The sequence below is a fragment of the Corynebacterium sp. p3-SID1761 genome, from assembly GCF_055862885.1.
Genome location: NZ_JBSQBJ010000013.1, coordinates 40874 through 66191 on the forward strand (window position 1 = coordinate 40874; position 25318 = coordinate 66191).

Below are 25318 nucleotides of genomic sequence, written 5' to 3' on the forward strand. Positions count from 1 at the left end.
TCTTGACGATCGCCTCTGAATCAAGGGTGCCATCCGCTTTGAAGAATCCGACAGGCTTTGCCACCCCCGACGTCGCGGCACGGTACGGGGCACCTGGCACCGTGCTCATTGGGCTCGGCTTGGAAGCCGTCGGCGTCCTTATCCTCGTCCTGCTTATGGTCATCGCCGCGCCGCTGAACCTGTACGGCTTGGGCCTGGGGTTCGCCTCCGCGCAGCTGACCGGCACGATGCTGCGGGATATTCCCGTCTATGACTCCAGGCAAGCCTCCGCAACGCAAACGACCGTGTGCCTGGGGCAGTGGTGTAGGCCTTAAGCGTAGGCATAGCCAACGCCGCGCAGTGGTCACTCGTAGCCGCTACCGTATTCTTCGCTCTGAGCTTTGTCGGTGCACTTAGGATGCTCCGTGCTGCGGGGGGAGAAGGGTGCCCCCGCAAACAACGCCAATCTCGGTGCCCGCGTTAATCGCGTCCCGAATTGATTCTCCACCCGCGTGCTGCTTTGCGTTGCTGCCAGAAGTGACGGTAGATACCGGGGACATCGGAAAGCTCAGAATGCGTGCCCAGCTGGCTGACTTGCCCGTGTTCATCCAAGACTACGATTTGATCAGCAGATTTGATTGTATCCAGCTTATGGGCGATGACAATGAAAGTAGATTGCTCCCGTAGCTCGTCCATCGCAGCAAGAATGTTTGCCTCATTTTCTGCATCGAGCGCGGAGGTAGCCTCATCAAAGAGTACAATCGGCGCTTGTTTGAGAAGCGCGCGAGCTACAGATACGCGCTGGCGTTCACCACCGGATAGAAGCCGCCCGCCTTCACCAACTGGAGTATGCCACCCTAGGCGGTTGGCAATAGAAGTCACGCCTGAAAGATCAGCTGCGCGGAAGACTTCCTCATCGGAGGCGTCGGGACGACCAACGCGGATATTAGCGATTAACGAGTCGTCGAAGAGGTAGACGTCCTGAAAGACCATGGACAGTCTGGACATTAACTGTTCGGTTCCAAGCTCGCGGATATCTACGCCGTCAACCATCACCGCCCCGGAATCTACATCCCAGAATCGCGAAATAAGGCGCGCAATTGTGGTCTTTCCGGAGCCAGAAGGACCGACAATGGCGGTAACGGTGCCTGATCGAGCATGGAAAGCGACATCTACCAATACTGGTTTATCGCCGTATCCAAACGTGACATTACGCAGCTCTACATTTCCCGAACCATCGCCTGGGCGCGGAGTAGTGGGTTCTGGCAGGGAAGGAGCATCGGTGATGAGCTCAGTTTCTGCGAGCGCGATACGGCCGGCATCTAAACCGACGAAAGAAGAACCCAGCTCCTCAAGCGTGCGGGTAAACCTCAAGCTGATTCCGATGATCGCAATTGTTTCTAGTGGCGATAGGGCGCCTTCAACGGCAAAATCCGCGGAGACCATAATGAGAGCCACGATGAAGATCTGCACTACTATGCCGTTGAGTAGCAAAGCTAATGTGGATACCCATAGCTCGCGTATTCGTGCTTTATGGTCGATTTCTAGCGCTTGCTCTAGTGGCGCAAAAACTTGTGATTGTCCTGCCGCGCGCAGGGCTGGTTGACGGTTAGCAAATTCTACAATGCGCTGGGAGAGCTCTTTACTCGGCCCCAGTGTGCGGTTCGATGCTTTCTCACGAATCCATGCAGCCAACTGCATCACCACGAGCGCCAATGGTGCGATGATAAGAAGGACCAAGCCCAGCTTCGGGTTCCAGAAACACGCTCCTACTAACAAGGTGACAAGTGCCGCGCTATCGCGGTATACCGTTCCTTGAATATGCGCAATGGTCTCGGCCGCCACCATAAAGCGATCTGAAACGAGGCGAGATAGGCCGCCAGTATTAGCCGGTACGAACCAGCCGAGCGGTAGCGTTGCTAATTTATCGCCCACAGTCGTGTGCGCGGTTCGGATGAAATCCAAGGCCGTGTGGTAAGAGGCCATGGTTGCGAAAAATCGTAGCGCAAAAGCTACGAGCGCAATTGCCAAAAGCGTCCACATCCATGGTGCGATCGTCGTATCCCCATCGAGTGCCTTTGTAAGTGGCACGAGCGTGAGAACGGCGAGGCCGTCAAGCACGCCCACGATAAGAGATAGACAAGCATACCTTTTATTGAGCTTATGGCCTACAGGACCTTGCAGCTTTTTGACACTGCGAGTGAGTAGCGGATCACGAAGACGCGAACTAGCAGGCGTAGTGGCATTAGACATGAGAATTATCCTTCATAGGCTTGAGGCAGATTATTTGGTCTGCGCCTTGGATGGACTCCGGATTGTGGGCGATGACTAAGACGGTCTTGCCTCTGACGAGTGTGGCTAGAGCTGCTTGAATTTCTGCTTCACAGTCAGGATCAGTTGCCGCAGTAGCTTCATCCAGGATCAAGATTGGGGCATTGGTAACAATTGCCCGGGCAATAGAAATGCGTTGCTGTTGTCCACCGGATAAAGAGATGTCCTCACCAACAACGGTGTCGAGCCCAGCCGGTAAAGCGCGAATATCAGCAGCTATGTGCGCAGCCTCTGCAGCTTGCCAGATCTCTTCATCGCGGGCTTCTGGGCGTGCAAGGCGAATGTTTTCCCGAATACTCATACGCAGTAAGTGAGGATCTTGTAAGACGAAAGCCACAGTGCGGTACAAACTGTCGAAAGTGAGATCACGGATATCCACGTGGTTGATAGTGATTGTGCCCGAATCTGGATCCTGGAAACGCGCCAGCATCGTTGCTGCTGTGGATTTGCCAGCCCCAGAGGGGCCAATCAATGCCGTGACAGTGCCTGCTTTTAGTTGCGCAGAAAAGTCTTGGAGGACTGGTGTGTCTGGGGCGTAGCTAAAGCTGACCTTATGGAACTCCACCTCCATGTCTTGACTATTGGCATCGAGGCTCTTTTGGCCTTCTTTCACGTGGGAAATTGTCATGACTTCATCAAGGCGCAACGCCGCATTGCCAGCGAGCTGGTAAGACCACATCATTTGGCCGACGGTTTGAATCGTGCCCGGGAGCACCAGCGCAATTAACGTTGTTGCGATGACTTCAGCGACCGTTACATAGTCACCAGCTATCAGCAGGGAACCGACTCCTACATTGATAAGGATGAGGACAGGAACCGCCACCACAGACTCTGAGATTGCGCTAACACGCAGAAGAGGACGTACCCACTCGTAATAGAATTCCGCGAATTTTTGGGCAGCTTCGCGATATCGAGCGTGGGCTTTGCCAACGGTGCCGAAAGCCTTGATGACGGAAATACCTTCGGAGAACTCCACCGCAGTCGCAGAGACCTCACCCAGATAATTATCCATTTCCGCAGTTTTTGTGCCCATATCTTTCATTGAATACGCTTGGATTGCTAGGAAAATGGGCACAGTGGCAATAGAAAGAAGACCAAGGCGCCAATCCAAGATAAAGGCATAAACCAGAAGCGCGAGGGGCGTAAAGATCGCGGCGACCTTCTCTACAGGAGCGTGGGCTGTCAGGGTGTGCAGAGTTAACGTATCGTCCTCGACGGCTTTGCGAACTTTGCCGGAATTAGTCTGGCTAAACCACGAGAGTGGTGCTTTCGCAATAGCGGTAATAATTCGGCGCCGGTTAATCCCCACCAGCTTTGCATCAGCGAAGTGGGTGATCGCAAGGGCAAGGAAATAGAAGAATAGCTGGCCCAAAAAAGTAGCAAGTAGCCATTTCACAATGGACGCGACGTCATCAGTATTGCCGTCGATTAGAGCATTTCCCAGTGCCACCAACGCGACGTAGGGTGCTACGGCGAGTATCGAGGATATAAGCGCGAGAAACTGTGCGAAGTAGATGGTTGTTTGCACTGGGGCCAGTAGCTTTTTTAGAGCGACCTGGCCGGCTTTTAGTTTTGCGCGAGCCTCTTCTTCCGGTGACGCACCGTGTGATTCTGGTGCGTGGGTTCCGCTTGATTCTGTGGAACTCTGTCTTATTTCAGACATTTCTTTCTCAATTCTTGTTGATGTCAGTAATATCGATGATTCTGGTGACTGATTCTTGGATGAATTCGTGGTCATGGGTGATGACGATGACCACTGCTCCGCTTGCTGCAAGAGATCGAAGCAGCGCAGAGATGGATTGCAGTTGGCGCCAGCCCACGCCAGAGGTAGGTTCATCGAAGATGTAGACCTCTGCTTGCTCGGCTTGGGCTGAAGCTATGGCTAAGCGTTGCCGTTGCCCACCGGACAGAGACTGCGGATGCCGTTGGGCCATTCCTGCCAGATCGAGGCGATGGAGAATCTCATTGACATCGATGTGGTCCCGCTTCTTCTTTGCCAGTCCGAGCGTGACTTCTTCTTCGGTGGTGGCTGCGAATAATTGGCGGCCAACATCTTGCATCACCATGTACGCGGCACGTCTGCGGGCAGCCGCTCCTACTCGTTTGCTGTTCAAACGGAGATTACCGCCGCGTTTGGGAGAAGCAAGACCACAAATGATCCTGGCGAGGGTGGTTTTTCCAGCGCCGTTGGGCCCGATTAAGGCAGTGACTTCGCCGCTGGGGAAAAATGCGTGGTCAATGTTTAGCACCTCATGCGTGCCATAAGAAAAACAGATGTTGCTTAACTCGAGTCCGCTCCGCTGGGGATCGGCGTTTTCGAGCGTGGGTGGTACCGGCACGCTCGCGGGCAGGGGAACGTGGTGTAAGCTGCGTAGCCCCAATTGTTTGCGTTCGGGTTCGTCTAAGCCATAAAACTCCTGAGCGTGGAAACTCCGCGTTATTTTTCCCTGAGTCAAGTAAATGACTTGGTCAGCGATATCTTTTAAGAAAAAGAGGCGGTGATCAGCGATAATGATCGTTGTGCCTAATTCCTTCAAGCGGTGTAGCACGCGTGCAAGAATATCGATGCTTTCCATGGAGAGATTGGACGTGGGTTCATCGAGAAGCACGAGACTGCCCGGGGACACAAGCGCGCATGCGCATGCCACGGTTTGTAACTGTCCACCGGATAATTCTTTGAATCGCCGGCCCCGAAGATCGTTAATGCCTAGTAGCTCGACCGCTGATTGAATCCTCGACTCAATTTCTGTGGGATCCACACCAAGGTTTTCTAGCCCGAAGGCCAATTCTGCATTGACGCTTTCAGTGAAAAATTGTGTCCTTGGATTCTGGAATACTGAGGCGCTGAACTCGATGGCTCGGAACAGCGGTTCTTCCGTAGGGTTAAAAGCCTGGTCATCCTTTATAATAGTGATGGTGCCTAGTAGCTCTCCTGGATTGAAATGGGGGATGAGCCCGTTGATCAACTTGAGTACCGTGGACTTTCCCGATCCGGAATCACCGGTAATCAGTAGGCACTGTCCTGGAGAGACAGAAAAAGACACATCAGATACACCTTGAATGCCTGGCCGAGCGCCCGATGGATATGTAAAAGAAACGTTGTGGGCGTTTACACTGGTTGCGATACTGCGTTCGTTCATAAGTGGACCTCCATGGGAAGCCAGACAGAGGCAACAACGAGGCCCAACCCAGCTAGTGCAGTTGCATCGACAAGCTTGAAGGAAAGATCGGCGGTGGTGGTCGGACGTATGGGGCCTCCCAATCCGCGGACAAGAGCAGAGGCAGCGAGCTCATCACCAGCGCGGACGACGGCGCCTAATAGGGGGATGATCAGCATCGCGGACGAATGTGTGGGCTGTGTGATCCAGCTTTTTACTCCAGGCTGGAGACCCCGAAGGACCATAGCATCGCGGATCGCTTTGGCTTCTGCCACGATTATCGGCAAAACGCGCAGGAAAACCGCCGGTGGAATGGTGGCCCAGCCTGGTAAACGCAGGTCCCGCAGTGCTGAGGTCAACGTGGATGGTGTGAGAGTGAGCAAGCCGAATGCGCCGATGGACATGCTGATGACAAAACGGCTTAGCCACGAAAAAATTGCCGCTGAAAAAGCGAAAAATGTGGAGCCAGGAAGCTGTAATAGGCCCCAATACCCTAGATAGGATAATGCAAAAGCGAACAGGCAAATAAGACCATAGTGTGGCTTTACTGTAGCTAGTGCGATGGAGCTGAAGGCGATAGAAATCAGCAGTGTCGGTAGGTGGCCGTGGCTGAGAGCTACCGCATTGATTACTAGAACAGAAAGCAGCACGGTCCGTGGATCGATCGAAGATCGACGAAGCACGCCCTGTTTTTGCAGGCTCACAGGAGACCAGCGCTTTCAAAGTGTTTGTGGCTGACGCGAACTCCGACCTTTCCTCCGATAAAGCCGACGATGAGCGCACAAATGGCCAGTACTCCAATGGTCCATGGCTGGAAGATATCCGACATAGCATCGGCGTATTCTTGACCCATTTGGTCTGCGATATCGACGTAGTATGAGTCTGTATCCAGAATTAGCGGGATAAAAGGCAAAGAAATCCAGACACAGAAGACGCCGTAGGCAATAGGGAAGGACTTGGCAATACTGAGGTGGCTTTTTGCAATAATCAAATCCGCGATAAACCCAAGAATTATGCTTCCCAGCAAGGTCCAGAAGTAGTGTCCGGTAAGCATGAATGCTAATCCGTTAATACCACCGACGAGGGTGAAAGCACCCATTTTGGGCGTGCGGGCGGCATAAAGCGCTAGCACGATTCCGTTTGCGATTGCCGCGATAAACCATCCAATAAACATGAATTGTGGTCCTGCGAATCCAATCATTCCGCTTATAAAGGTGATTACAAAGTAAAGTGCAGCAAAGATGCCAGCGTTGATGAGATCTCTGGTGTTTAAACGTGCCGTCGACCCACTGGATGAGCTTGTACTCCGTGCGGGCGTAGAGGACTGTTGGGTCATCGTAAACCTCGATTCATGAACAGCAGGAAAGGTAAGGCTTACCTAATACAGATAATACTCTTTATAAACTACTTCTAGTTTTGATCTGAAGATTCACCCTTAATGGGGGTGAATGCAGATAAGCGGACATCAAACCAGAGCACGACTACCGACTACGCACCGACAAAGTAGGCACCAACGGCAAGACAACCCTGCGATGGGGCAGTAAACTACGCCGCCTCTACATCGGCCGCCGATGGGGCGGGGGAACCAATCACCATGGTGTCTGCATCGACAACCACGTCGACATCAAAATAACCGCCACCGGAGCACAAATCGCTGCCTACACACTTACCGAAGAAAAGATCTACTACAACAAGAAAGACAACGAACTCAACCCCAGTCGGGGCAACCAAAAACAAAAATCTCGAGACACCGACCGGAACGATGTCTCGAGACTTCCAGCGTGCCCCAGAGAGGAATCGAACCTCCGACACCGGCTTTAGGAGAGCCGTGCTCTATCCACTGAGCTACTAGGGCAATCGCATGACAAACGGCAACCAGCGCTCATTCGCCACCTGCCGACCATGCGAACTACATAATACAAGCCAGGCTTTGTTCCCTGTTAACCAGACCTTCGGCTCATTGACACTAGGGGCGTCACCACCAAAATCGCCGGCGCTGCACCCGCAGCGAAGCTACGATCGATAAGTATGGGCGACGCAGTATCTAAAGATACCTACACACCGAAACAACGCACCCGCTTCCGCGAGCGGCTCAACGCCGAGCTGGAGGTCTTCGATAAGCACCTTCAAGACTCTGAGTTCATCAACCAGGGCACCATCGGCCTGGAACTAGAGATGAACCTCGTGGACACAAGCATGCAGCCCAACCGCTGCAATGAAGAAGTGCTGGCAAAGCTGGAAGAAGCTTATCCGGGCGAATACCAGTCTGAAATCGGCTCCTACAACGTGGAGATGAACCATCCACCACTATCCATCACCGGTCGCGGGTTGGAGCAACTCCAAGAAGGCCTCGACGAACGCCTGCACGCCGTGCAAAAGGCTGCTGAACAGTTGGATTCCCGCGCAGTGATGATCGGCACCCTGCCAACGCTGACCACTGACTTCCTCAGCGATCCTGCCTGGATGACGGACGAAAACCGCTACAAGGCACTCAACAATGCAGTCCTGGAATCCCGCGGCGAACTCGTGCGCATCCAGCTCGAAGGTGCACTGCCCGGCCGTGTACTCGGCACCGTGGATACCTACCGCCATGACTTCGAGGACATCGCCCCGGAGTCCGCCTGCACCTCCATGCAGCTGCACCTGCAGGTGGCGCCGAACCTTTTTGCCAACGCCTGGAATGCCTCCCAGGCCATCGCTGGCGTGCAAGTAGCGCTCAGCGCAAACTCGCCTCTTTTCGTCGGCCATAAGCTCTGGCACGAATCACGCATTCCCGTCTTCCAACAGGCCATCGATACCCGCACCGCAGAACTCGTCAACCAGGGAGTACGTCCCCGGGTATGGTTCGGCGAACGATGGATCACCAGCGTATTCGACCTCTTCGAGGAAAACGGACGCTACTTCTCTCCCCTCCTCCCCGAGGACCGCATGGAAGCCGGCACACCAATCATGTCCGGCGACAGTCCCGGACTGCACTACATGAACCTGCACAACGGTACGGTCTGGCGTTGGAATCGCCCGATCTACGACCCGAACCTGGAGCGCTCGCACATCCGCGTAGAAAACCGTCTGCTCCCCGCCGGCCCCACTACCGCCGATATCGTCGCAGACGCTGCCTTCTACTACGGCCTCGTCAAGTTCTTGGGAACGCAGAATCGCCCCGTGTGGTCACGGCTTTCTTTTAACGACGCCCACAAGAACTTCATCACCGGCGCCCGCGAGGGGCTGCGCGCCAGCATGCGCTGGCCACGTCTGGGCAATGTTCCGGTGCGCACGCTCATTACCGAACACCTACTTGACCAGGCAAAGGAAGGGCTTGAGCTGCTCGACGTAGATTCCGAACTGATTGACACCTACCTGGGGATCATCGAGGGGCGCGCACGGAGCGGCCAAAACGGTGCCACCTGGCAACTGGATACCATCAACCGACTCGCCCCGAACAGCGAACCGGATTCTGAGGAACGCGCCGAGGCGCTGTCCTCAATGCTGCAGCGCTACGTGGCTCACCAGACCTCCGGCCAGCCGGTACACACCTGGTCAGTCGAGGGACACGCCTAGCACCCCTTACTGTGGCTCGGCTGTTCCCGGGACTAGCGCCCCTTACTGTGCTCGGCTGTTCCCGGGATTAGCGCCCGGTGAAGTGCGGAGTGCGCCCCTCAGCTCGCGCCCGGCGCGCCTCCTGCACATCCTCACTGGCCCAGATGGCAGGGATCATCTGCTCCAACTCCGCATCGGCGTACATGTCGGAGCTGTTCAGCACTCGTTTTGAATGCTTCATAGACAGCGGAGCCTGCTGCGCCACCCGATATGCGAAGGCAGTGGCATCCGGAGTGGCGTCATCAAGCAGTACAGAAAAACCTGTGGCTCTTGCCTGTTCGGCACTTACCCGAGCACCTGCCAAGAACACGTTCCGCGCCAGTGCCCCGCCCATCAGTTCGCGAGCACGGTCGTGGGTCCACAGATCCAGGGCGAAGCCATGGGCGGCCACGGGCACCCAGCAGGACCCCTCGTCAGAGAAAACACGCAGATCGCACGCCAAGGCGATCTGGCAACCAGCGCCGACAGCAGGGCCGTCTATATCAGCAATAACTGGCACCGGGGCGGTTTGGATGGCCGACAGCATGTTCTCCATGGCTACCCAAAAATCATCGGCATATACGCCACCGGAGAGATCCGCACCGGCACAGAACGCAGGACCCTCGCCACGAATAAGAATGGCGCGCACCCCGGCTGTGGTGTGGGCGCGGACGGCCTCCGCTACCGCATTTGCGATGGTCGCGTTGAGGGCGTTGCGCTTCTCCGGACGATTAAGGGTGATCACACCGACCTGTGGGGCGGTGGGGTCAGCGGATTCGGTGTGGGTGAGGACATGCCCTGCGCTCATGGGTAGGAATGTACCGCAGACAAGCTACCGTGCGCTGGGCTTTCGCTAGAAGGATCTACCCCTCTAGCCCCGCATGGAAGGTAAAGGGGTCACCGCCAATGCGGCCGTCTTCTACGTCCAGAGCCTCGATGGCGGCAACCTCGTCGGCGGAAAGCTCGAAGCCGAAAACGTCGAAGTTCTCGCGCACGCGCTCCACCTTGGAGGAACGCGGAATCACCACATCGCCGCGCTGAATGTGCCAGCGGATGATGGCCTGTGCCACGCTCACACCGTTCTCGGCAGCGATCTTTGCAATGGTCGGGTCGGTCAGGTTCTGCCCCTGCCCCAGTGGCGACCATGCCTCCGTCACAATGCCACGGTCGTGGTTATCCGCGCGCTGCTCAGCCTGGCTGAAGCCCGGATGAATCTCGATCTGGTTCACCGCTGGGGTGTGCCCGGCCTGCTTCAATGCATCCAGCGCCGCAGGGAAGAAGTTACACACGCCGATACTGATCGCACCGCCGGACTGCTGGATCTCCGCCATCGAATCGTAGGCCTGCACGAACTTATCTGCCTTCGGGCACGGCCAGTGCAGTAGATAAAGATCCACATAATCCAGCCCCAGCTTGCGTTGGGACTCCGCGAAGGCATCCTTGCCTCGCGCCTGGTCGGCGTTCCACAGCTTAGTGGTGATAAATAGCTCTTCGCGCTGTACGTCGCCCGCTTTGACAGCATCGGCCGCGGCACGGCCAACGGCTTCTTCATTTCCGTAGATAGCTGCTGTATCGATGTGACGGTAGCCGGTTTCAATTGCGGCACGCACCGAGCTATACGTGTCCTCGTCACTCAGCTGCCATACCCCCAGACCCAATTGTGGAATGGTCTTTCCACCGTTTAATTCTAGGGCTGGTACGACACTCTTAATTTCACTCATACCCCCATTTTTACGCCACTTGAATTGAACTTGCGATTGCGCTGTTAGAAGCTATTTTAGAAACTTTTTCCTACATAAGGCAGAAAACTATTGGAGGCAAAACCCTTTGCTTTATGATACAGTCCGCTGGAACTACCCACGCAGTTAACGTCAAAAACGTTTCATAGGACGAATTTCAAGGAAAACCAAAAACTATATGGAAACCCTTTATATCGACAATCTCAATAAGAGTTACGGGGATCACCAAGTCCTTCACGACATGACTCTGCAGGTCGCACCTGGCGAGATGTACGGCTTCGTCGGCTCCAACGGTGCCGGCAAGTCCACTACGATGCGCATCGCGCTCGGTGTGCTCGCAGCGGATAGCGGCGAGGTACGTATCGGCGATACCCCAATGAACGACGATCTACGCCGTCTCATCGGCTACATGCCAGAAGAGCGTGGCCTTTACGCCAAGGAGAAGATCGGTGACCAGCTGCAGTTCTTCGCCCGTCTACACGGCCTGAACGACGCTACGGCAAAGCGGAATGCAGAAGATTTGCTGGAGCAGCTCGGCCTAGCCGAGCGCGCCGACGACAAGCTGGAAGAGCTTTCTCTGGGTAACCAGCAACGCGTCCAGCTAGCGGCCTCCCTGATCCACGACCCGGAGCTGTTGATTCTCGACGAGCCATTTTCCGGCCTGGATCCCGTTGCCGTGAACGTCATGAGTGACCTGTTGATCGAGCGCTGCAAGGCTGGTGTGCCGGTACTCTTTAGCTCCCACCAACTGGATCTGGTGCAGCGTCTATGCGACCGTGTCGGCATCATCTCTAAGGGACGCATGAAGGCCGAGGGCACCGTCGAGGAACTGCGCACTCGTGGCCCTCTTGTCTATGAAGTACACACCCCAGCGCGCGACTGGTACCCCCAGGACACCCGCCTGGTTGAAGATTTCGGCGAGGGCGTGTTGCTCGAGGCTGAGTCCACTGATTTGGATCAGCAGATCTTGCAGTCCGCATTAGCTGTCGGCCCCGTCCATTCCTTCTCCCGCCGCATCCCGCACCTTGCAGAGCTCTTCCAGGAGGTCGTCGAATCATGAGTTACTCTTCCCCCAAGACCATTGCCATCGTCGCCAAGCGCGAGGTTCAGGTGGCATCCCGCAGCAAGGCCATCATGCTTTCATTGGGCATCGTCGCGGTCATCATGGTCGTCGGTATTGTTGCCGCCGCCTGGTTCACAGGTAAGGACGACGATAACGGCAAGCCCCAGCTCGGCCTAGTAGGGGTTGAGAAGGAATTTATTGACGCCCCCTCGTCATCTAATGCCGAGGATTCAAAGGGGACGGACAGCCCCAGCGGCGTTGATGCTCGCACCATCGACTCCCGCGAGGACGCATCCGCACTGGTCAAGGACGAGGAACTGGATGCAGCTTTGGTAAAGACGGACTCCGGTTATGAGCTGCTCAGCAATGGCGATCCAAACCCGGCGATTCTCAACGCAGCCACCACCGCGATCAATGCCAACGCGCAAGCCGAGGCACTAAAGAAGGTCGGGGTTTCCCCTGAGGAGTTCGCCAAGGCCACACCGTCAGTACAGCTGGATACGGTGAACGTAAAGGAAGACGACGCAATGGAGGCAAACGGCCCGCAGATTCTCACCACCATGGTGGGCGTAATGCTGATGGCCTACTTCATCATCCTTTTCTCCGCGAACGTCGGCGGGCGCATCACCGAGGAGAAATCCTCACGCGTGGTGGAGATCATTCTGGCTTCTGCTCGCCCGATGGATTTCCTGGCCGGCAAGATTATCGGTAGCACCCTTTTCGGCTTCATCGGCACAGCAGTCCTTCTGGGCATCGGAACCGTCGCCCTGACAGTTTCCGGCCTACTGGGGGATGTTGATTTCGACTACTCTGTCGTCGCCCTCATGTTGGTGGCCTTCTTCATCGGCATGTTGTTCTTCGGCAGCCTCTACGCGGGCGCGGGTTCGCTGGTCTCCCGCACGGAGGACCTGCAGTCCACTCAGGGACCGATTCTGCTGTTCATCATGGGCATGACCTATGCCCCGCTCTTTGGCATCAGCAATATCGAGTCCAACTTTATGCAGGTACTGGGCTGGATTCCGCCGTTCAGCCTGACGGTAGCTCCGATGAACCTCGCAGCGGGCACGATGAGCCTGCCGGAGGTACTACTGAGCTTCCTGATCGCCGCCGTCGTCACGGTGCTGGTGATCGCGCTGGTAGCGCGCGTTTACCGCAACTCCATCCTCCATAATGGCAAGAAGATGACCTGGGCTAAGGCTCTTAAGGGAGCCTAGTGCGCGGCCTTCCCCCGCTCTAAATGCGCAACGCAAAGGCGCCTGCCAGAAGCAGGCGCCTTTGCTTGCACTCTCGTCCTCTACTGCACTGCTAGTTCACTGCAATCAAGTCGATGATGTAAACCAGTGTGCGGCCAGATAGATCCTGCCCCAGCTCGGCCGGACCATAAGCCTTCTCCGGGGGGATGGTCAGCTTACGGCGACCGCCAGCGCGCATGCCAGGGATTCCTTCCTGCCAACCGACAATCAGGCCAGATAACGGGAACTCTAAAGATCCACCACGATCCCAGGAAGAGTCGAACTCCTCGCCAGTATCAAAGTCGACACCCACGTAGTGAACCTCCACCATGCCACCCGCTACGGCCTCAGCACCATCGCCGATCATCAGATCTTCCACCACCAGATCTTGCGGGGCGGGACCAGCTGGGAGGTCGATGTGCGGTTTACTCATGGGAAGTCTCCTTAGATAATGATCGCTTCTCGAACCTTCACCCTAGCAAAACGCGAAACACCCCCTCGGGGGATACGCTTTGCGTAACCAGCCCGAGGGGGCGGCGTCACTAAGAAAAGAACAGAAGTTCTTAGAGCTTGCGCTCGCCTTCGCCAGTGTAGATCTGGCGCGGGCGGTTGATCTTCGCGGTCGGGTCGTTGACCTGCTCCAGGTAGTGAGCGATCCAGCCCGGCAGGCGCCCCATGGCGAACAGGACGGTGAAGAAGTCCGTCGGGAAGCCCATTGCACGGTAGATCAGGCCGGTGTAGAAGTCCACGTTCGGGTAGAGCTTGCGGTCGATGAAGTAATCGTCGGCCAGGGCGATCTCTTCCAGCTTCATAGCCAGATCCAGCAGGTGATCGCCACCCAGGTGCTCCAGGATCTCGTGTGCGGACTCCTTGACGATGGCCGCGCGCGGATCGTAGTTCTTGTACACGCGGTGGCCGAAGCCCATCAGCTTCACGCCCGGCTCCTTGTTCTTCACGCGGTTCATGAAGTCGGTAGCGTCGCCGCCGTTAGCGTGGATTTCCTCCAGCATCTCCAGAACAGCCTGGTTAGCGCCGCCGTGCAGCGGGCCGGACAGGGCGTTGATGCCCGCGGCGATGGAGACGAACATGTTGGCCTGGGAGGAACCAACCATGCGGACGGTGGAGGTGGAGCAGTTCTGCTCGTGGTCAGCGTGCAGGATCAGCAGCTTGTCCAGAGCCTTGGTGACCACCGGATCGTCCTCGAAAGGCTCGGTCGGGTAACCGAACATCTGGCGCAGGAAGTTCTGGCGCGCGTTCATGGAGTTATCCGGGTACATGTACGGCTTACCCTTGGACGCGCGGTAAGCGTACGCAGCCAGCATCGGCACCTTCGCCATCAGGCGGTAGGTGTTCAGCTTCTGGTGCTCCGGGTCCAGCGGGTTCAGGGAATCCTGGTAGTAGGTGGACAGAATGTTCAGGGAGGAAGCCAGGACGCTCATCGGGTGTGCGTCACGAGGGAAGACGCGGAACTGAGCCTTGAAGTCCTCATCCAGCAAGGTGTGGTTGCGGATGTTGGTGTTGAATTCCTCAGCCTGCTCCTTGTTCGGCAGCTCGCCGTTAATCAGCAGGTAGGAAACCTCGTTGAAGGTGGCGTTGTTGGCCAGGTCAGCGATGTCGTAACCGCGGTAACGCAGGATGCCGTTTGCACCATCAATGTAGGTGATGGCGGACTTGGTGGAACCGGTGTTGACGTAACCGGGGTCCAGGGTGGTCAAGCCGGTCTCTGCCAGCATCTTGCCCAGTGCCACACCGTCGTTGCCTTCAGTGGCGTGGACAATGTCCATTTCGTACTCTCCACCCGGGTAGTGGAGAACGGCCTTGTCCTGATTATCAGTAGCCATTGACATCCCTTTCTGAAATGTTCACGTGCCTGCCCGCAGCGATAGTTAAGCGATTGCTTCGATAAAAGCTTGCGCCGGGACCGTTGGAGCGGAACACAGATTCACGGTTTCACTTAAAAATTGTAGCCGCTTTAGGGCTTCCCCGTATGGCATTGCTTGCATGGCTTAGCCCTAGGGGGGATACGGCACACTGTAATGCTTATGTGACCCACATGACAGTTTGACAGTCGTGAGCGGGGGTAATCCCGCCGCCAAACTCCGCAATTCTTATATTTTTGGCACCTTTTGGCCAAGTAGAGCTCGCGACGGTCTACCCTGTTAAGGCAAGCACACCTACTAGGTAAAACCCGTACTAGGTAAAACACCTTCTAGGTAAAACGCTGCCCCGCATTAATCAAGCGAATCACCTGAGCGATCTGAGGGAGTCATGAACGCATCTGCCAACGACCAGAACACCTTGCCCACCATTCCCGCGGAGTTCATCCCCGCTGACGGCCGCTTCGGCTGTGGCCCGTCGAAGGTTCGCCCTGCCCAGCTGCAAGCGATCCAGGACAACGCCGCGATCTTGGGCACCTCCCACCGCCAGGCTGGCGTCAAGGACGTCGTTGGGTCCGTACGCGAGGGACTTTCGCAGCTATTTAACCTGCCTGAAGGCTACGAGATTGTCCTATCCCTCGGTGGCGCCACTGCTTTCTGGGACGCAGCCTCGTTCGGCCTGATCCGCAATAAGTCCGCTCACCTGACCTACGGCGAGTTCTCCTCGAAGTTCGCCAGCGTCTCCAAGAAGGCTCCATGGCTTGACGAGCCGCAGATCGTTGCCGGCGATCCGGGTACCGCCCCTGCACCGAGCCAGCTGGACGGCACCGATGCAGACCTGATTGGTTGGGCTCACAACGAGACCTCCACTGGCGCCATGGTGCCGGTAACCCGCCCGCAGGCTGCGTCCAACGACACCCTGGTTGCCATCGATGCCACCTCTGGCGCTGGCGGCCTGCCTGTCGACATGAATGAGGCTGACGTCTACTACTTCAGCCCGCAGAAGTGCTTTGCTTCCGACGGTGGCCTGTGGCTGGCGGCTTTCTCCCCTGCTGCCCTGGAGCGTGTCGAGGAGATCGCCGCTTCCGATCGCTACATCCCGGCCTTCCTGGATCTGAAGACCGCCGTGGATAACTCCCGCAAGAACCAGACCTATAACACCCCGGCGGTCGCTACCCTGCTAATGCTGGATGACCAGGTGAAGTGGATGAACGCCAATGGTGGTCTAGACGGCATGGTTGCCCGCACCACCGAGTCCTCCCAGACCCTGTACAGCTGGGCAGAGTCCCGTGCAGAGGCTACCCCGTTTGTCCAGGATGCGGATTCCCGTTCCCTCGTCGTCGGCACCATCGACTTCGACGAGAACATCGATGCGGCAAGGATCGCAAAGATCCTGCGTTCCAACGGAATCCTCGATACCGAGCCTTACCGCAAGCTGGGCCGTAACCAGCTGCGCATCGGCATGTTCCCGGCAATCGACCCGGAGGACATCAAGAAGCTCACCGGTGCCATCGACTTCATCCTCGATGGCGGCCACGCAGCCAAGTAATTCTCTATAGCTCCTTTGCTTCTCCACCCTCCAACTGTGCTTTAAGTATGGTTGGAGGGTGATGTTAATAACACAGCCGTCATTTGCTGCATCACCCGTCAGGAGGCCACGTTGCAAGAGCTGAAATTTGTCGTCGCCGCTAGCGATGCCTCGTCACTCGTGCTACGCGCCGTTGACCCCGCCGTCGGCGGCCCAATCGCCGAGTACTTTTTGCCTGTTACCGATGAGCTACGCGCTTTTCTTAGTGACGCCCCCACGTCCAGCGCTAATAACTTGAACCAGGCTACGCTTTCCGACACTGCGGATGGAGAGGAAGTACCCACGCGCGAAGCGGCCTCAACTGATGCAGATGACGTTCCTGCCTCGACTGCTGCGGCTGAGACTTCCCCGGACACTTCTGCCAACTCTCCCGTTGACGCGGTGGACGCAACAGATACAGCTTCCACCGGTACTGCACCCGCTGCGACGGGAGCTGATAAGGGAGATGAGGAAGCGGAGGAGACCGAGGTGGCGTCGCTGTTCCAGGGGCGCTCTCAAGAACGTGCGCAGGAACGCGGCAAGCACCGCTCTAACGCACGACCGCATCGCACGAAGATTGGGATGTCTCCACGTGTGATCCAAGATCGCATCCGCCATGGCGCGACCGTCGCCGAGTTGGCAGACGAGGCCGATACGGATGAATCGCGCATCGAGCCCTATGCATGGCCGATCCTGCAAGAGCGCTCGCGCATCGCCGAGCTTGCGCATGCTGCGCTCCCGGTCAACGGCGATGGCGTGTCGAACCAGCCGTTGTGGGAGGTTCTGGCTACCGCGCTCGCAGCTCATGGCGAGGCTCTTTCCGACGCCGAGTGGGACGCATTCCAGAACGATTCAAAGCAGTGGATCGTCACTGTGAGCTGGGAAAAGGATTCCGCCGGGCGCACCGCAGCGCACACCGCAGAATTCATGATGGAGCTTCGTGGGTCGGAGAAGGCTCTGGCTCACCCGCACAACAGCATCGCGGGAGATCTGGTGAACCCGCGCTACGGACAGCCTGTACGCAGCGTCTCCCCAGTGACTCCCCTCCTACACCCCACCCAAGGTCAGGGCGCAAACAATTGGCAGGACGAGGCAGCACGGCGGGAGGAATTCACCCACTCCGCCGATGATGGTGCCACCGGGGCGGAAACCACTCCCCCCGCTGTACACGGTTCCCCTGCAGACCGAGACGACCGGGGAGATAATGAATTCTTAATACACCCTGACGCAAAGTCTGCGAAGCCTAAGCGGAAGCGCAAGGCCGTCACTCCTCACTGGGAGGATGTCCTGCTGGGTGTGCGTACCAACCCCAAGAAGAAGAACTAGACAGAAGAACTAGGCGATAGAAGGAGCCACAGCTGTGACCCTGGTGACCTTATGGTTTGTTAATGAGGCCAACCCCAGCACCGTAATGCACCAGGAGCATAAGGTCGATCGCGGTTTTGCCCGCAAGTACCTGGCACAGCTGAACCCTGCCTGGCCGTTAACTCACATCGGCGACTTTGACATGACGCGCAGTGCCACTCCTGGCCCTGACGAGTTCTATATCGGTGGCTACCCGGGACTCTCCGTGGTACAGACGGTGATCCCCGATCTACGGAAACTCTCTGAGCTGCCGGAGCGCTATCGCACACTTGTCAGCGCGGCCGACGTGTACGCCTCGTGCGTAGTGGCAGACCCGGAGACCGCCGCCTCGACAAAACCAGGTGACGGAGGGGATCCGGCTTCTAAGGAGGTCAACGAAACCTTCGGCGGCTTCGCGCACTGGGCCGGAGGCACGCTCAAGCGCTCTTTCTGCGCGACCCGCGAGACGGTGTTTGAGGATATTGGCCTGCCGGGTGAGTTTGAGTCCGAGTTCTGGGCTGGCACTACTGAAGCACACGGTATCCAACTTCCGTTTATCCCGGCAGAGCTGGCCACCGCCGCCATCGAATCCTGGCTTGGCTTTTCCATTTCTGGCGCCGGTCCGGCGCTGCCGGTTGCAGCTTTCGCGGTAGACGGACGACCGGAGGCTAAGTCCTCCGAATACGATGGTCTCACCCACGGTCGCTCCACTCCCGAGGACAAGGTTTCCGTGTACGACGATGAGCAGGGCTACGACGATTATGCTGCCCCGTCGCACGAGTCTGAGCCGAGCAGTGCAGAGGTAGCCAAGAACGTACTGAATTCCCTTAGCCGTGGCGCTCGCAAGGGTATTAGCGCTGGCGTGCAGGGGCTTCGCGGGATGTCGAAGAAGCTGGGTGAAGAAGTGCGCCGCCGCAGCCGCGGAAACTAGCGCACAGCCTCGTAGAACGCGATGGCCGCGGCCGTCGCCACATTGAGCGAATCGGTTCCCCTCGCCATTGGAATGCTCGCGCGCACATCCGCCGCACGCATGGCGTGCTCGGTCAGGCCGGGGCCTTCTGCGCCGACCATCACCGCCACCTTCTTTCCCTTCTCACGGGCAGATTCGGTGGCCTCCCGCAAAGTAGTATTCCCCGCTGGGGTCAGAGCCACGACCTCGTAGTCGCGCTTTCGCAACATCTCCAGGTCTCGCTGCCAAGTAGTGGTAGTACCAGGGAATTTCGCCCATGGCAGTCGCAGCACGTGCCCCATCGAAACGCGCACACTGCGGCGGTACAGGGGATCGGCGGTAGCAGCGCCGAACAGCACGGCATCCACCCCCAGCCCCGCGGCGTTGCGGAAGATCGACCCGATATTCTCGTGATCCCCCACACCTTCCAGCACCGCAATCACACCGCTGGATTCTGGAGCATTCTCCACCTGCTCCAGTACCGCTTCCACAGCGCTCACGCCATCGGCGGCGTAATCTCCCCCGTCTGTTCTCGATTCCGTGGAGGGAAGCCGATCTGCCGAGGCAACCAGGCCTCGGTGCATATCGAAGCCCGCAACCTCTTTGAGCACTTCGCGGGACACCTCATAGACGGAGAATTTGGCGTCAACACTAGAAAGAGCGCAAGAAAGCTCGGCCTCGATCGCCCGAAGCTTCCCCGGGAACCCCACAACCGCGCGAGTCGGGTACGGGCTGGCGAGCAGTCGGGGAACGACGAGGGTACCCTCGGCAATGATTAGCTGCTCACCAGACTTTTTATCGGAAGCATTGAGGTTCCGAAAATCGTCCAAGCGCGGATCGGCGGGATCAACAATTCGGATGGGCTCAAGCTCAGGCATTGTTTTAGCCTCGCAGCATGTCCATTACGGGGTCTGCGGCAAAGTACACCACGAACATGATGGCCACGAGGTACAGCAGCGGGTGCACCTTCTTCGCACGACCCCCAACCACGGCCATCAAAACGTAGGTAATGAAGCCCACGCCGATGCCGTTGGCGATGGAGTAGGTAAATGGCATAACGATAATCGTCAAGAAAGCCGGCAGAGCGACATCGAAACGGGCGAAGTCGATGTCCTTAATCTGTGCCATCATCATCGCACCGACGATCACCAGAACCGGAGCAGCAGCCTCAATCGGCACGATCTCGTACAGCGGGGTAAGGAACATCGCCAGGATGAACAGCAGGCCGGTCACCACATTGGCTAGGCCGGTGCGTGCACCGTCACCGATACCAGCAGCCGAGTCCACGTACACGGTGTTCGAGGAGCCGGACACCGCACCACCGACAACCGCACCGGCGCCCTCGACGATCAGAGCAGTGCGCAGGTTAGGCAGGCGCCCCTCTTCGTCCGCAAGCTTGGCCTGCTTGCCCAGGGCAGTCATTGTGCCCATTGCATCGAAGAAGTTGGCTAGCACCAGGGTGAAGATCAGCATGCAGGCGGCCAGAACACCTACGCGGGAAAAAGCTCCAAACAAGTCCACAGCACCGACCAGTGAAAGATCCGGCACGCCACCCAAAGAATCTGGCCCCTGCGGAACTGCTAAGTTCCACCCCTTCGGGTTAGGCTCGCCATCGACGAAGGACGGGCCGGTGTGGGTCACAGCCTCCACGATCATCGCGATAATAGTGTTGGCGACGATACCGATAAACAGGCCACCGCGAACCTGGCGAACTACCAGAGTGCCGCAGATAAACAGCCCCAGAATGAATACGAGCGTCGGCCAGGAAGCAATGGAACCATTAATACCCAACCCGACGGGGACCGTGGTACCCGCAGCATCTGGAACACGGCGAACAAAGCCAGAGTCGACCAGGCCGATCAAAGCAATAAACAGACCGATACCCACACCGATCGCGGACTTCAACGAGGCGGGAATGGAGTTAAACACCGCTTCACGGAAGCCCGAGACAGCCAGCAGCACAATGACGATACCGTCGATGACAACCAAGCCCATGGCCTCTGGCCAGGTCAGCCCCTCCGTACCGACGAAGGTCACCGCCACTAGGGTATTGATACCCAGTCCTGCAGCAATGCCGAAGGGGTATCGAGCAATAATGCCAAAAGCGATGGTCATCACGCCTGCTGCCAAGGCGGTCACGGCGGCCACACGAGCGGTACCGAGCTCGTCACCATTGATGTCTGCGCTGGTTCCCAGGATCAGCGGGTTCAAAATGATGATGTAGGCCATCGCGAAGAACGTGACCACGCCACCACGGATCTCAGTGCCTACCGTCGACTGGCGTTCCGAGATGTGGAAGTAACGGTCTAGAAAGCCACGAGTTTGGGTTTCGCGGGCCGCTGATTCCTCTGTTTTGTCTTTGCCGGCCTTTGCGGCCCGTGCATCTGCCATGTGGGATTCTCCCCTACCTGTACGAACTGTTCGTGGCTGCTACCCCTTCATCAGAAACGTAGGCAGACACCACAATATGAAACGACAAGTAATAAGTAACCACCCCGCAGGGCATTTATGCAACTATTAGGCGCCCCTGGGCGGCTCTGCGTTGTCGGCGCCTTTGGGCGGCTCTGCGCCACCCCGCTACTCAAAGCGGGAAAGTCCCTCATCGACATATACGCCGTAGCTATTGGTGCCCTCTCCAAGTTCCTCACCAATGGATTCCTCCACCGTGGCCGAGTGCGCGCCGCAGCCGTAATCTTCCTGCACCACCCGCCCGTCGGCGGAAAACTCGTTGGTACATACCCCAATGCCGTTTTCTACGTCATCGAAAGGAAGGTAAAACGCGCAGGTTTCACACTGCAATTCCGCCTGCTTCGCAAACTCAGAGCGCGGCCCATACTCGCCCTCGCGCCATCTCTTGCGAGCTTGTCGGAGTCCGAGGTGCGACAAAGTGTTACCGGCTCGCGGGTTGCGCAAGAAACCATCGCCATCCTGCAGCTTCGCCCATGGCGTGAGCCGTTCGTCGTCGCGGCGCGGCGGCAGTGTATCGCCCGGCCCTAAGTCACCTGGCTGCACGCGATCCTCGTATGGCACCCATTCAGGCGCTAGTGCAGCGTGCTCGCCTGCTTGCAGGCTGACCTCATTGATCGTCAAGACCCCACTGCCCGGCACCGTCACCAGCACCACAACCCATTCCCAACCTCGGTAACCAGGCACCTGGCTAGCAAAGCGGTAAATCCCCAACCCTTCGCCGTCCGTCGCGATGCCGAGTGCCTTCCCCACCTCGTCGCCGCCAACTTCTTCCACTGCGGCGCGGGCTAGCTCCCTCGCTTCTGCAGAAAAAAGTATCGGATCTGCCTTAGTCTTCTTACTCACCTGAACCATTATGCCTGCCAGCTTCTCGCCGTGATGCATGATGGTTGCATGTTCTCTTATCGACGCCACCCTCACGCATCTATCCGCCAGCACTATAAGGGGCGCACAGCAGCCCACCTCGCCGCAGCTGTTAGCGCAATGGCCCTGGCGTGTGCGCTGACCGCGTGCGCGGAGGACGATGGGGCGTCACCAGTAAAGAAGGGTGCGACGGCGGAGGAATATAACGATGCGCCGATGCTCGAGGCAAAGGTAGATGAAGTACATCCCTGGGATAAAGCGGCATTTACCCAGGGGCTGGAAGCTAGCGACGATGGGCGATTGCTGGTTGGCACCGGGCTCCACGGGGAGTCGCAGATCTACTACACGAGCCTCGCCGGAGATAAGTCTGACGAACAAAAGCTGGATAAGGAATTGTTCGGCGAAGGGGTGACTATCCATGGCGATACGGTGTGGCAGTTGACATGGAAGGAACACACGGCGATTAAGCGCGATGCACGCACGCTCGAAGAGATCAGCCGCGCCGATTACGAGACCGAGGGGTGGGGGCTGTGCTCGCAGCAGGACCGGCTGGTCATGAGTGATGGGTCGGGAACGTTAACGTTCCGCGATCCAGAGTCTTTCGAAAAGACTGGCTCCGTTGATGTAACAGGCACCGATCAACTCAATGAGCTCGAATGCACTGCGGATGGCATGGTGTGGGCGAATGTGTGGCAAACCGACAAGATTTTGGAGATAGACCCGGAGAGCGGGAAGGTTACGCATGTCGTGGACACAGCTGGGCTATTCCCAGCAGCGCAGCAGGACGGAGCGGATGTTTTGAACGGTATCGCGACTGTCCCAGGAAGTTCCCCCGAGGATCGTCGCTTTTATCTCACGGGCAAGCTGTGGGATGAAATGTACGAGGTGAGTTTTGCAGAGCCGCAGGGCTAATAGTGCTGGTATCTAGCACGGGCTAGTAAGAAGAAGTTAACGACGGTGAATTAGGATCGAGAAGCGTGAGCGAGCAAGAGAAAAACGACCCGAAGACCTCCGCTAAGCCTGCGCCGAAGCTATCAAAGAAGCAGCAGCGCAAGCGTGCACAGCGCAAGCAGCTGCTGACAATGGGCGCCATCGTGTTGTTAGTGGTGGTGGTTATCGGCGGTGTGCTGCTCTATAACCGCTGGCAGGACGGAAAGGTTGAAACCTTGCCGCAGGAACAGCGCATCACCGCCATCGTTGACGGCAAGGAGCAGGAGATTGCTCCCTATTCGGTCTGCGAGCTAGACGATCGTGACTGCAATCCCACCGAGCCCCACAAGCTGGAGGTTGGCGATGCCAAGGAAGTCACTCTCAAGTTGCCGGAGGATGTATACAACCACGATTGGTCGCTACTGCAGATTTTCGATGACCCGGGGGCAAATCAGGACAACTACTACAAGGGAGACGAACGTCAGGAAGTTACGCTGAAGACCGAAGCGGATGTGAAGTCTAAGGACGGCAGCACTCCGAAGTTGAAGGTTCTGGAGCTCCACTCCATGCTGATCGGGCTGGACGACAACGACGAACAAACCCCCTACGCAACTATCTGGTCGATCGAGATCGCCCAGTAGCTTCCCTAAAAAAGGGACGCGCAGGGGGTTTAAAAACTAAGGGCTGGGAGGGGCTATAGCCCGGCTCTCTAGCTATCGAGCTCCCGAGCAATGGTGCGCAGGATTTCCGCCACCTGGCGAGCTTCCTTACGCTCCGGACGGCGGCCGGACTGCAGCACTGGCAGCACACTGTTATCTAGCAGTGTGATCGTATCCTGCACCATCTGCTGAAGCTGTTCTGCATCGTACTTGTGCTGTGCACGGCGAGGACCATTGTCCAACACCGTCATAGTGTGAACCTGAGGTCCACGACGACCGGCGATGAACTCGTACTCAATGCGCTGGCCCTTGACTAGTTCGGTGACGCCGTCGGGCAACACCTGGGAACCGACGTACACGTCCTCATCCCCAGGGTTGCTCACGAAGCCGTAGCCGCGGTCTGCGTCGTACCACTTCACTTTTCCGGTTGGCATGGGATCACCCTATTTCCTTTGAATCATTAACAGAATGACCTAGATTAGCCACATTGACGGGGCAGAGCAAATCTCAACAGTCACATCCGTTACATCACTAGTGTGAAATGCGTCACATCACGAAAGTGTAACGATTTAATCTAGATCCGGTAACTTCCAGGTCAGATCGGGTTTCAATTAACAACCTTAACGTTACATAAAATTTCAATCTTGTCGAAAACGTGACACAAACGTGACAAACCAGTACCGTAGCCCATGACCTTAAGGCGAACGGGCACACTGCTCGACGTCAGAACATTAGAAAGTTCTCGACTTTCAAGAGACAACGAAACAAAAGGTGCCACACAAGGAAGGCACCCGAAGGGAAACTCAGCGAAAATGGCACGTCACGCAAAGACCAGCTCTTTCTCCACCGCAGCACGCCTGTCCGTCGCAGGCGTTGCAGTTGCAGCATCCTCCGCTCTGCTGGCACCGACCGCTTCCGCAGCTCCGGATTCCGACTGGGATCGCCTGGCTCAGTGTGAGGCTGGCGGCAACTGGTCCATCAATACCGGCAACGGTTTCCACGGTGGCCTGCAGTTCAGCCCGTCCACCTGGGCTGCTTACGGCGGCAAGCAGTACGCACCGTACGCATACCAGGCAACCCGTGAGCAGCAGATCGCCGTTGCAGAGCGCGTTCTGGCTGGCCAGGGTTGGGGCGCATGGCCGGCTTGCTCCGCCAAGCTGGGTCTGAACTCCAAGCCGACCCCGCGCAACGCCGCCGCTAAGCCAAAGGCAAAGCCTGCTGCACCGGCTCCGGTTGTACAGAAGGCCATCAAGGACCTGTCCCGCGATTCCAACGCTCTGGCTGTTGACAAGTTCTACGATGCACTGGTGAAGCGCATCGAGAGCATGGGCTTCTCCGTACCGAAGGAAGTCTCTGACTACTACAACGCCAACAAGAAGTCCCTGAACCACACCTACAAGAAGTACTCCGCTCAGCTGCAGGTCGTTCTGCCTCACTAAGAGCACATAGCTTCACCGGGTCGGCGCACCTTCGCGCCGACCCGTTTTTTCATGCGCACTGTAATGGTGCGCAACATTCACCCCCGCCCCACTCACCTCCCTCATTACCAGCACAAAGCAAAAGGTGGGGGGGGTGTGCGGGGGG

Annotated in this window: 23 protein-coding genes, 1 tRNA gene and 1 pseudogene; 11 read left to right on the forward strand and 14 right to left on the reverse strand. The window is 57.2% G+C overall.

The annotated features are described in order from the left end of the window. Positions 1-38: 38 nt before the first annotated feature. Complete coding sequence (locus ACWXWJ_RS07470) at positions 39-314, forward strand: hypothetical protein (protein ID WP_473964025.1); 276 nt, start codon at positions 39-41, stop codon at positions 312-314. 145 nt (positions 315-459) lie between these two features. Here ACWXWJ_RS07470 and ACWXWJ_RS07475 read toward each other — a convergent pair whose 3' ends face one another. From ACWXWJ_RS07475 to ACWXWJ_RS07495, 5 genes are read right to left on the reverse strand one after another with little or no spacing between them, the layout of a single operon-like run. After that, on the reverse strand, positions 460-2232 hold the full coding sequence (locus ACWXWJ_RS07475; RefSeq protein WP_473964026.1) for an ABC transporter ATP-binding protein: 1773 nt from the start codon (positions 2230-2232) through the stop codon (positions 460-462). Then, complete coding sequence (locus ACWXWJ_RS07480; protein ID WP_473964039.1) at positions 2225-3973, reverse strand: ABC transporter ATP-binding protein; 1749 nt, start codon at positions 3971-3973, stop codon at positions 2225-2227. Before ACWXWJ_RS07480 ends, ACWXWJ_RS07475 begins: the two co-directional genes overlap by 8 nt. Before the next feature lie 7 nt (positions 3974-3980). Further along, positions 3981-5450 carry an ABC transporter ATP-binding protein gene (locus ACWXWJ_RS07485; protein WP_473964027.1) on the reverse strand — a complete coding sequence of 490 codons (1470 nt, stop codon included), beginning with the start codon at positions 5448-5450 and terminating at the stop codon, positions 3981-3983. Continuing rightward, positions 5447-6172 (reverse strand): energy-coupling factor transporter transmembrane component T family protein, encoded by a 726-nt coding sequence (locus tag ACWXWJ_RS07490; RefSeq protein ID WP_011273118.1) that lies wholly within the window; start codon positions 6170-6172, stop codon positions 5447-5449. Before ACWXWJ_RS07490 ends, ACWXWJ_RS07485 begins: the two co-directional genes overlap by 4 nt. After that, the gene (locus ACWXWJ_RS07495) at positions 6169-6804 is read right to left on the reverse strand and encodes an MptD family putative ECF transporter S component (protein WP_011273117.1); all 636 of its coding nucleotides are present in this window, start codon (positions 6802-6804) and stop codon (positions 6169-6171) included. Before ACWXWJ_RS07495 ends, ACWXWJ_RS07490 begins: the two co-directional genes overlap by 4 nt. A 140-nt stretch (positions 6805-6944) precedes the next feature. Here ACWXWJ_RS07495 and ACWXWJ_RS07500 point away from each other — a divergent pair. Next, a pseudogene (locus tag ACWXWJ_RS07500) lies at positions 6945-7220 on the forward strand (IS481 family transposase); the annotation flags it as partial. 30 nt (positions 7221-7250) lie between these two features. Here the strand turns inward: ACWXWJ_RS07500 and ACWXWJ_RS07505 are convergent. Continuing rightward, positions 7251-7323, reverse strand: a tRNA-Arg gene (locus ACWXWJ_RS07505). 173 nt (positions 7324-7496) lie between these two features. Between ACWXWJ_RS07505 and ACWXWJ_RS07510 the strand changes: the two genes are divergently transcribed. Then, the gene (locus ACWXWJ_RS07510; RefSeq protein WP_473964028.1) at positions 7497-9026 is read left to right on the forward strand and encodes a glutamate-cysteine ligase family protein; all 1530 of its coding nucleotides are present in this window, start codon (positions 7497-7499) and stop codon (positions 9024-9026) included. Positions 9027-9093: 67 nt separating this feature from the next. Here the strand turns inward: ACWXWJ_RS07510 and ACWXWJ_RS07515 are convergent, their stop codons facing one another. Beyond that, positions 9094-9852, reverse strand: coding sequence for an enoyl-CoA hydratase (locus ACWXWJ_RS07515; RefSeq protein ID WP_473964029.1), 759 nt, complete (start codon positions 9850-9852; stop codon positions 9094-9096). 55 nt (positions 9853-9907) lie between these two features. Continuing rightward, positions 9908-10765, reverse strand: a complete 858-nt coding sequence (locus ACWXWJ_RS07520) for an aldo/keto reductase (protein WP_473964030.1) — start codon at positions 10763-10765, stop codon at positions 9908-9910. A 196-nt stretch (positions 10766-10961) separates the two neighbouring features. Here ACWXWJ_RS07520 and ACWXWJ_RS07525 point away from each other — a divergent pair, with 196 nt between their 5' ends. Beyond that, positions 10962-11843, forward strand: coding sequence for an ABC transporter ATP-binding protein (locus tag ACWXWJ_RS07525; protein WP_293792091.1), 882 nt, complete (start codon positions 10962-10964; stop codon positions 11841-11843). Continuing rightward, complete coding sequence (locus ACWXWJ_RS07530) at positions 11840-13060, forward strand: ABC transporter permease (RefSeq protein WP_473964031.1); 1221 nt, start codon at positions 11840-11842, stop codon at positions 13058-13060. Before ACWXWJ_RS07525 ends, ACWXWJ_RS07530 begins: the two co-directional genes overlap by 4 nt. 91 nt (positions 13061-13151) lie before the next feature. On the opposite strand, the gene ACWXWJ_RS07535 is transcribed toward ACWXWJ_RS07530, so the two are convergent. Both ACWXWJ_RS07535 and ACWXWJ_RS07540 read right to left on the reverse strand, forming a co-directional pair. Next, complete coding sequence (locus ACWXWJ_RS07535) at positions 13152-13511, reverse strand: FKBP-type peptidyl-prolyl cis-trans isomerase (RefSeq protein WP_293792124.1); 360 nt, start codon at positions 13509-13511, stop codon at positions 13152-13154. 130 nt (positions 13512-13641) lie between these two features. Next, on the reverse strand, positions 13642-14919 hold the full coding sequence (locus tag ACWXWJ_RS07540; RefSeq protein ID WP_473964032.1) for a citrate synthase: 1278 nt from the start codon (positions 14917-14919) through the stop codon (positions 13642-13644). 427 nt (positions 14920-15346) lie between these two features. On the opposite strand from ACWXWJ_RS07540, the gene serC reads away from it, so the two are divergent. The 3 genes from serC (at position 15347) to ACWXWJ_RS07555 (ending at position 18797) form a co-directional block, all read left to right on the forward strand. Next, a complete protein-coding gene (gene serC / locus ACWXWJ_RS07545; RefSeq protein WP_473964033.1) occupies positions 15347-16504 on the forward strand; it encodes a phosphoserine transaminase in 1158 nt (385 codons plus the stop codon). Positions 16505-16615: 111 nt separating this feature from the next. Beyond that, complete coding sequence (gene sepH, locus ACWXWJ_RS07550; RefSeq protein WP_473964034.1) at positions 16616-17848, forward strand: septation protein SepH; 1233 nt, start codon at positions 16616-16618, stop codon at positions 17846-17848. A 34-nt stretch (positions 17849-17882) separates the two neighbouring features. Next, the gene (locus ACWXWJ_RS07555) at positions 17883-18797 is read left to right on the forward strand and encodes a DUF6928 family protein (protein WP_473964035.1); all 915 of its coding nucleotides are present in this window, start codon (positions 17883-17885) and stop codon (positions 18795-18797) included. Here the strand turns inward: ACWXWJ_RS07555 and ACWXWJ_RS07560 are convergent. The 3 genes from ACWXWJ_RS07560 to ACWXWJ_RS07570 all read right to left on the reverse strand — a co-directional run bounded on the left by ACWXWJ_RS07560 (position 18794) and on the right by ACWXWJ_RS07570 (position 22136). Then, positions 18794-19693 (reverse strand): TrmH family RNA methyltransferase, encoded by a 900-nt coding sequence (locus tag ACWXWJ_RS07560; protein ID WP_293792136.1) that lies wholly within the window; start codon positions 19691-19693, stop codon positions 18794-18796. The genes ACWXWJ_RS07555 and ACWXWJ_RS07560 overlap by 4 nt on opposite strands. A gap of 4 nt (positions 19694-19697) precedes the next feature. Further along, entirely contained in the window at positions 19698-21206 is a 1509-nt protein-coding gene (locus ACWXWJ_RS07565) for an NCS2 family permease (protein ID WP_473964036.1), read from the reverse strand. Positions 21207-21392: 186 nt separating this feature from the next. Next, positions 21393-22136: a DUF3027 domain-containing protein gene (locus ACWXWJ_RS07570; RefSeq protein ID WP_293792166.1), complete on the reverse strand. Its 744-nt coding sequence runs from the start codon at positions 22134-22136 to the stop codon at positions 21393-21395. 39 nt (positions 22137-22175) lie between these two features. Here ACWXWJ_RS07570 and ACWXWJ_RS07575 point away from each other — a divergent pair, with 39 nt between their 5' ends. Further along, on the forward strand, positions 22176-23057 hold the full coding sequence (locus tag ACWXWJ_RS07575; RefSeq protein WP_448308402.1) for a glutaminyl-peptide cyclotransferase: 882 nt from the start codon (positions 22176-22178) through the stop codon (positions 23055-23057). Between the two features lie 65 nt (positions 23058-23122). Beyond that, positions 23123-23716, forward strand: coding sequence for a DUF2771 domain-containing protein (locus tag ACWXWJ_RS07580; RefSeq protein WP_473964037.1), 594 nt, complete (start codon positions 23123-23125; stop codon positions 23714-23716). Positions 23717-23784: 68 nt separating this feature from the next. Here the strand turns inward: ACWXWJ_RS07580 and ACWXWJ_RS07585 are convergent, their stop codons facing one another. After that, on the reverse strand, positions 23785-24168 hold the full coding sequence (locus ACWXWJ_RS07585) for a cold-shock protein (RefSeq protein WP_293792142.1): 384 nt from the start codon (positions 24166-24168) through the stop codon (positions 23785-23787). 378 nt (positions 24169-24546) lie between these two features. On the opposite strand from ACWXWJ_RS07585, the gene ACWXWJ_RS07590 reads away from it, so the two are divergent. Next, complete coding sequence (locus ACWXWJ_RS07590) at positions 24547-25173, forward strand: resuscitation-promoting factor Rpf1 domain-containing protein (RefSeq protein WP_293792144.1); 627 nt, start codon at positions 24547-24549, stop codon at positions 25171-25173. The last annotated feature ends 145 nt before the right edge of the window (positions 25174-25318 follow it).

What these genes read in the sequence shown, in the direction of transcription:
- ACWXWJ_RS07525 (WP_293792091.1), top strand. Translation starts at nt 10,962, where the DNA reads ATGGAAACCCTTTATATCGACAATCTCAATAAGAGTTACGGGGATCAC.
- ACWXWJ_RS07515 (WP_473964029.1), bottom strand. Translation starts at nt 9,852, where the DNA reads ATGAGCGCAGGGCATGTCCTCACCCACACCGAATCCGCTGACCCCACC.
- ACWXWJ_RS07520 (WP_473964030.1), bottom strand. Translation starts at nt 10,765, where the DNA reads ATGAGTGAAATTAAGAGTGTCGTACCAGCCCTAGAATTAAACGGTGGA.
- ACWXWJ_RS07535 (WP_293792124.1), bottom strand. Translation starts at nt 13,511, where the DNA reads ATGAGTAAACCGCACATCGACCTCCCAGCTGGTCCCGCCCCGCAAGAT.
- ACWXWJ_RS07540 (WP_473964032.1), bottom strand. Translation starts at nt 14,919, where the DNA reads ATGGCTACTGATAATCAGGACAAGGCCGTTCTCCACTACCCGGGTGGA.
- ACWXWJ_RS07510 (WP_473964028.1), top strand. Translation starts at nt 7,497, where the DNA reads ATGGGCGACGCAGTATCTAAAGATACCTACACACCGAAACAACGCACC.
- ACWXWJ_RS07570 (WP_293792166.1), bottom strand. Translation starts at nt 22,136, where the DNA reads ATGGTTCAGGTGAGTAAGAAGACTAAGGCAGATCCGATACTTTTTTCT.
- ACWXWJ_RS07480 (WP_473964039.1), bottom strand. Translation starts at nt 3,973, where the DNA reads ATGTCTGAAATAAGACAGAGTTCCACAGAATCAAGCGGAACCCACGCA.
- ACWXWJ_RS07530 (WP_473964031.1), top strand. Translation starts at nt 11,840, where the DNA reads ATGAGTTACTCTTCCCCCAAGACCATTGCCATCGTCGCCAAGCGCGAG.
- serC (WP_473964033.1), top strand. Translation starts at nt 15,347, where the DNA reads ATGAACGCATCTGCCAACGACCAGAACACCTTGCCCACCATTCCCGCG.
- ACWXWJ_RS07475 (WP_473964026.1), bottom strand. Translation starts at nt 2,232, where the DNA reads ATGTCTAATGCCACTACGCCTGCTAGTTCGCGTCTTCGTGATCCGCTA.
- ACWXWJ_RS07590 (WP_293792144.1), top strand. Translation starts at nt 24,547, where the DNA reads ATGGCACGTCACGCAAAGACCAGCTCTTTCTCCACCGCAGCACGCCTG.
- ACWXWJ_RS07575 (WP_448308402.1), top strand. Translation starts at nt 22,176, where the DNA reads ATGTTCTCTTATCGACGCCACCCTCACGCATCTATCCGCCAGCACTAT.
- ACWXWJ_RS07560 (WP_293792136.1), bottom strand. Translation starts at nt 19,693, where the DNA reads ATGCCTGAGCTTGAGCCCATCCGAATTGTTGATCCCGCCGATCCGCGC.
- ACWXWJ_RS07585 (WP_293792142.1), bottom strand. Translation starts at nt 24,168, where the DNA reads ATGCCAACCGGAAAAGTGAAGTGGTACGACGCAGACCGCGGCTACGGC.
- ACWXWJ_RS07485 (WP_473964027.1), bottom strand. Translation starts at nt 5,450, where the DNA reads ATGAACGAACGCAGTATCGCAACCAGTGTAAACGCCCACAACGTTTCT.
- ACWXWJ_RS07565 (WP_473964036.1), bottom strand. Translation starts at nt 21,206, where the DNA reads ATGGCAGATGCACGGGCCGCAAAGGCCGGCAAAGACAAAACAGAGGAA.
- ACWXWJ_RS07495 (WP_011273117.1), bottom strand. Translation starts at nt 6,804, where the DNA reads ATGACCCAACAGTCCTCTACGCCCGCACGGAGTACAAGCTCATCCAGT.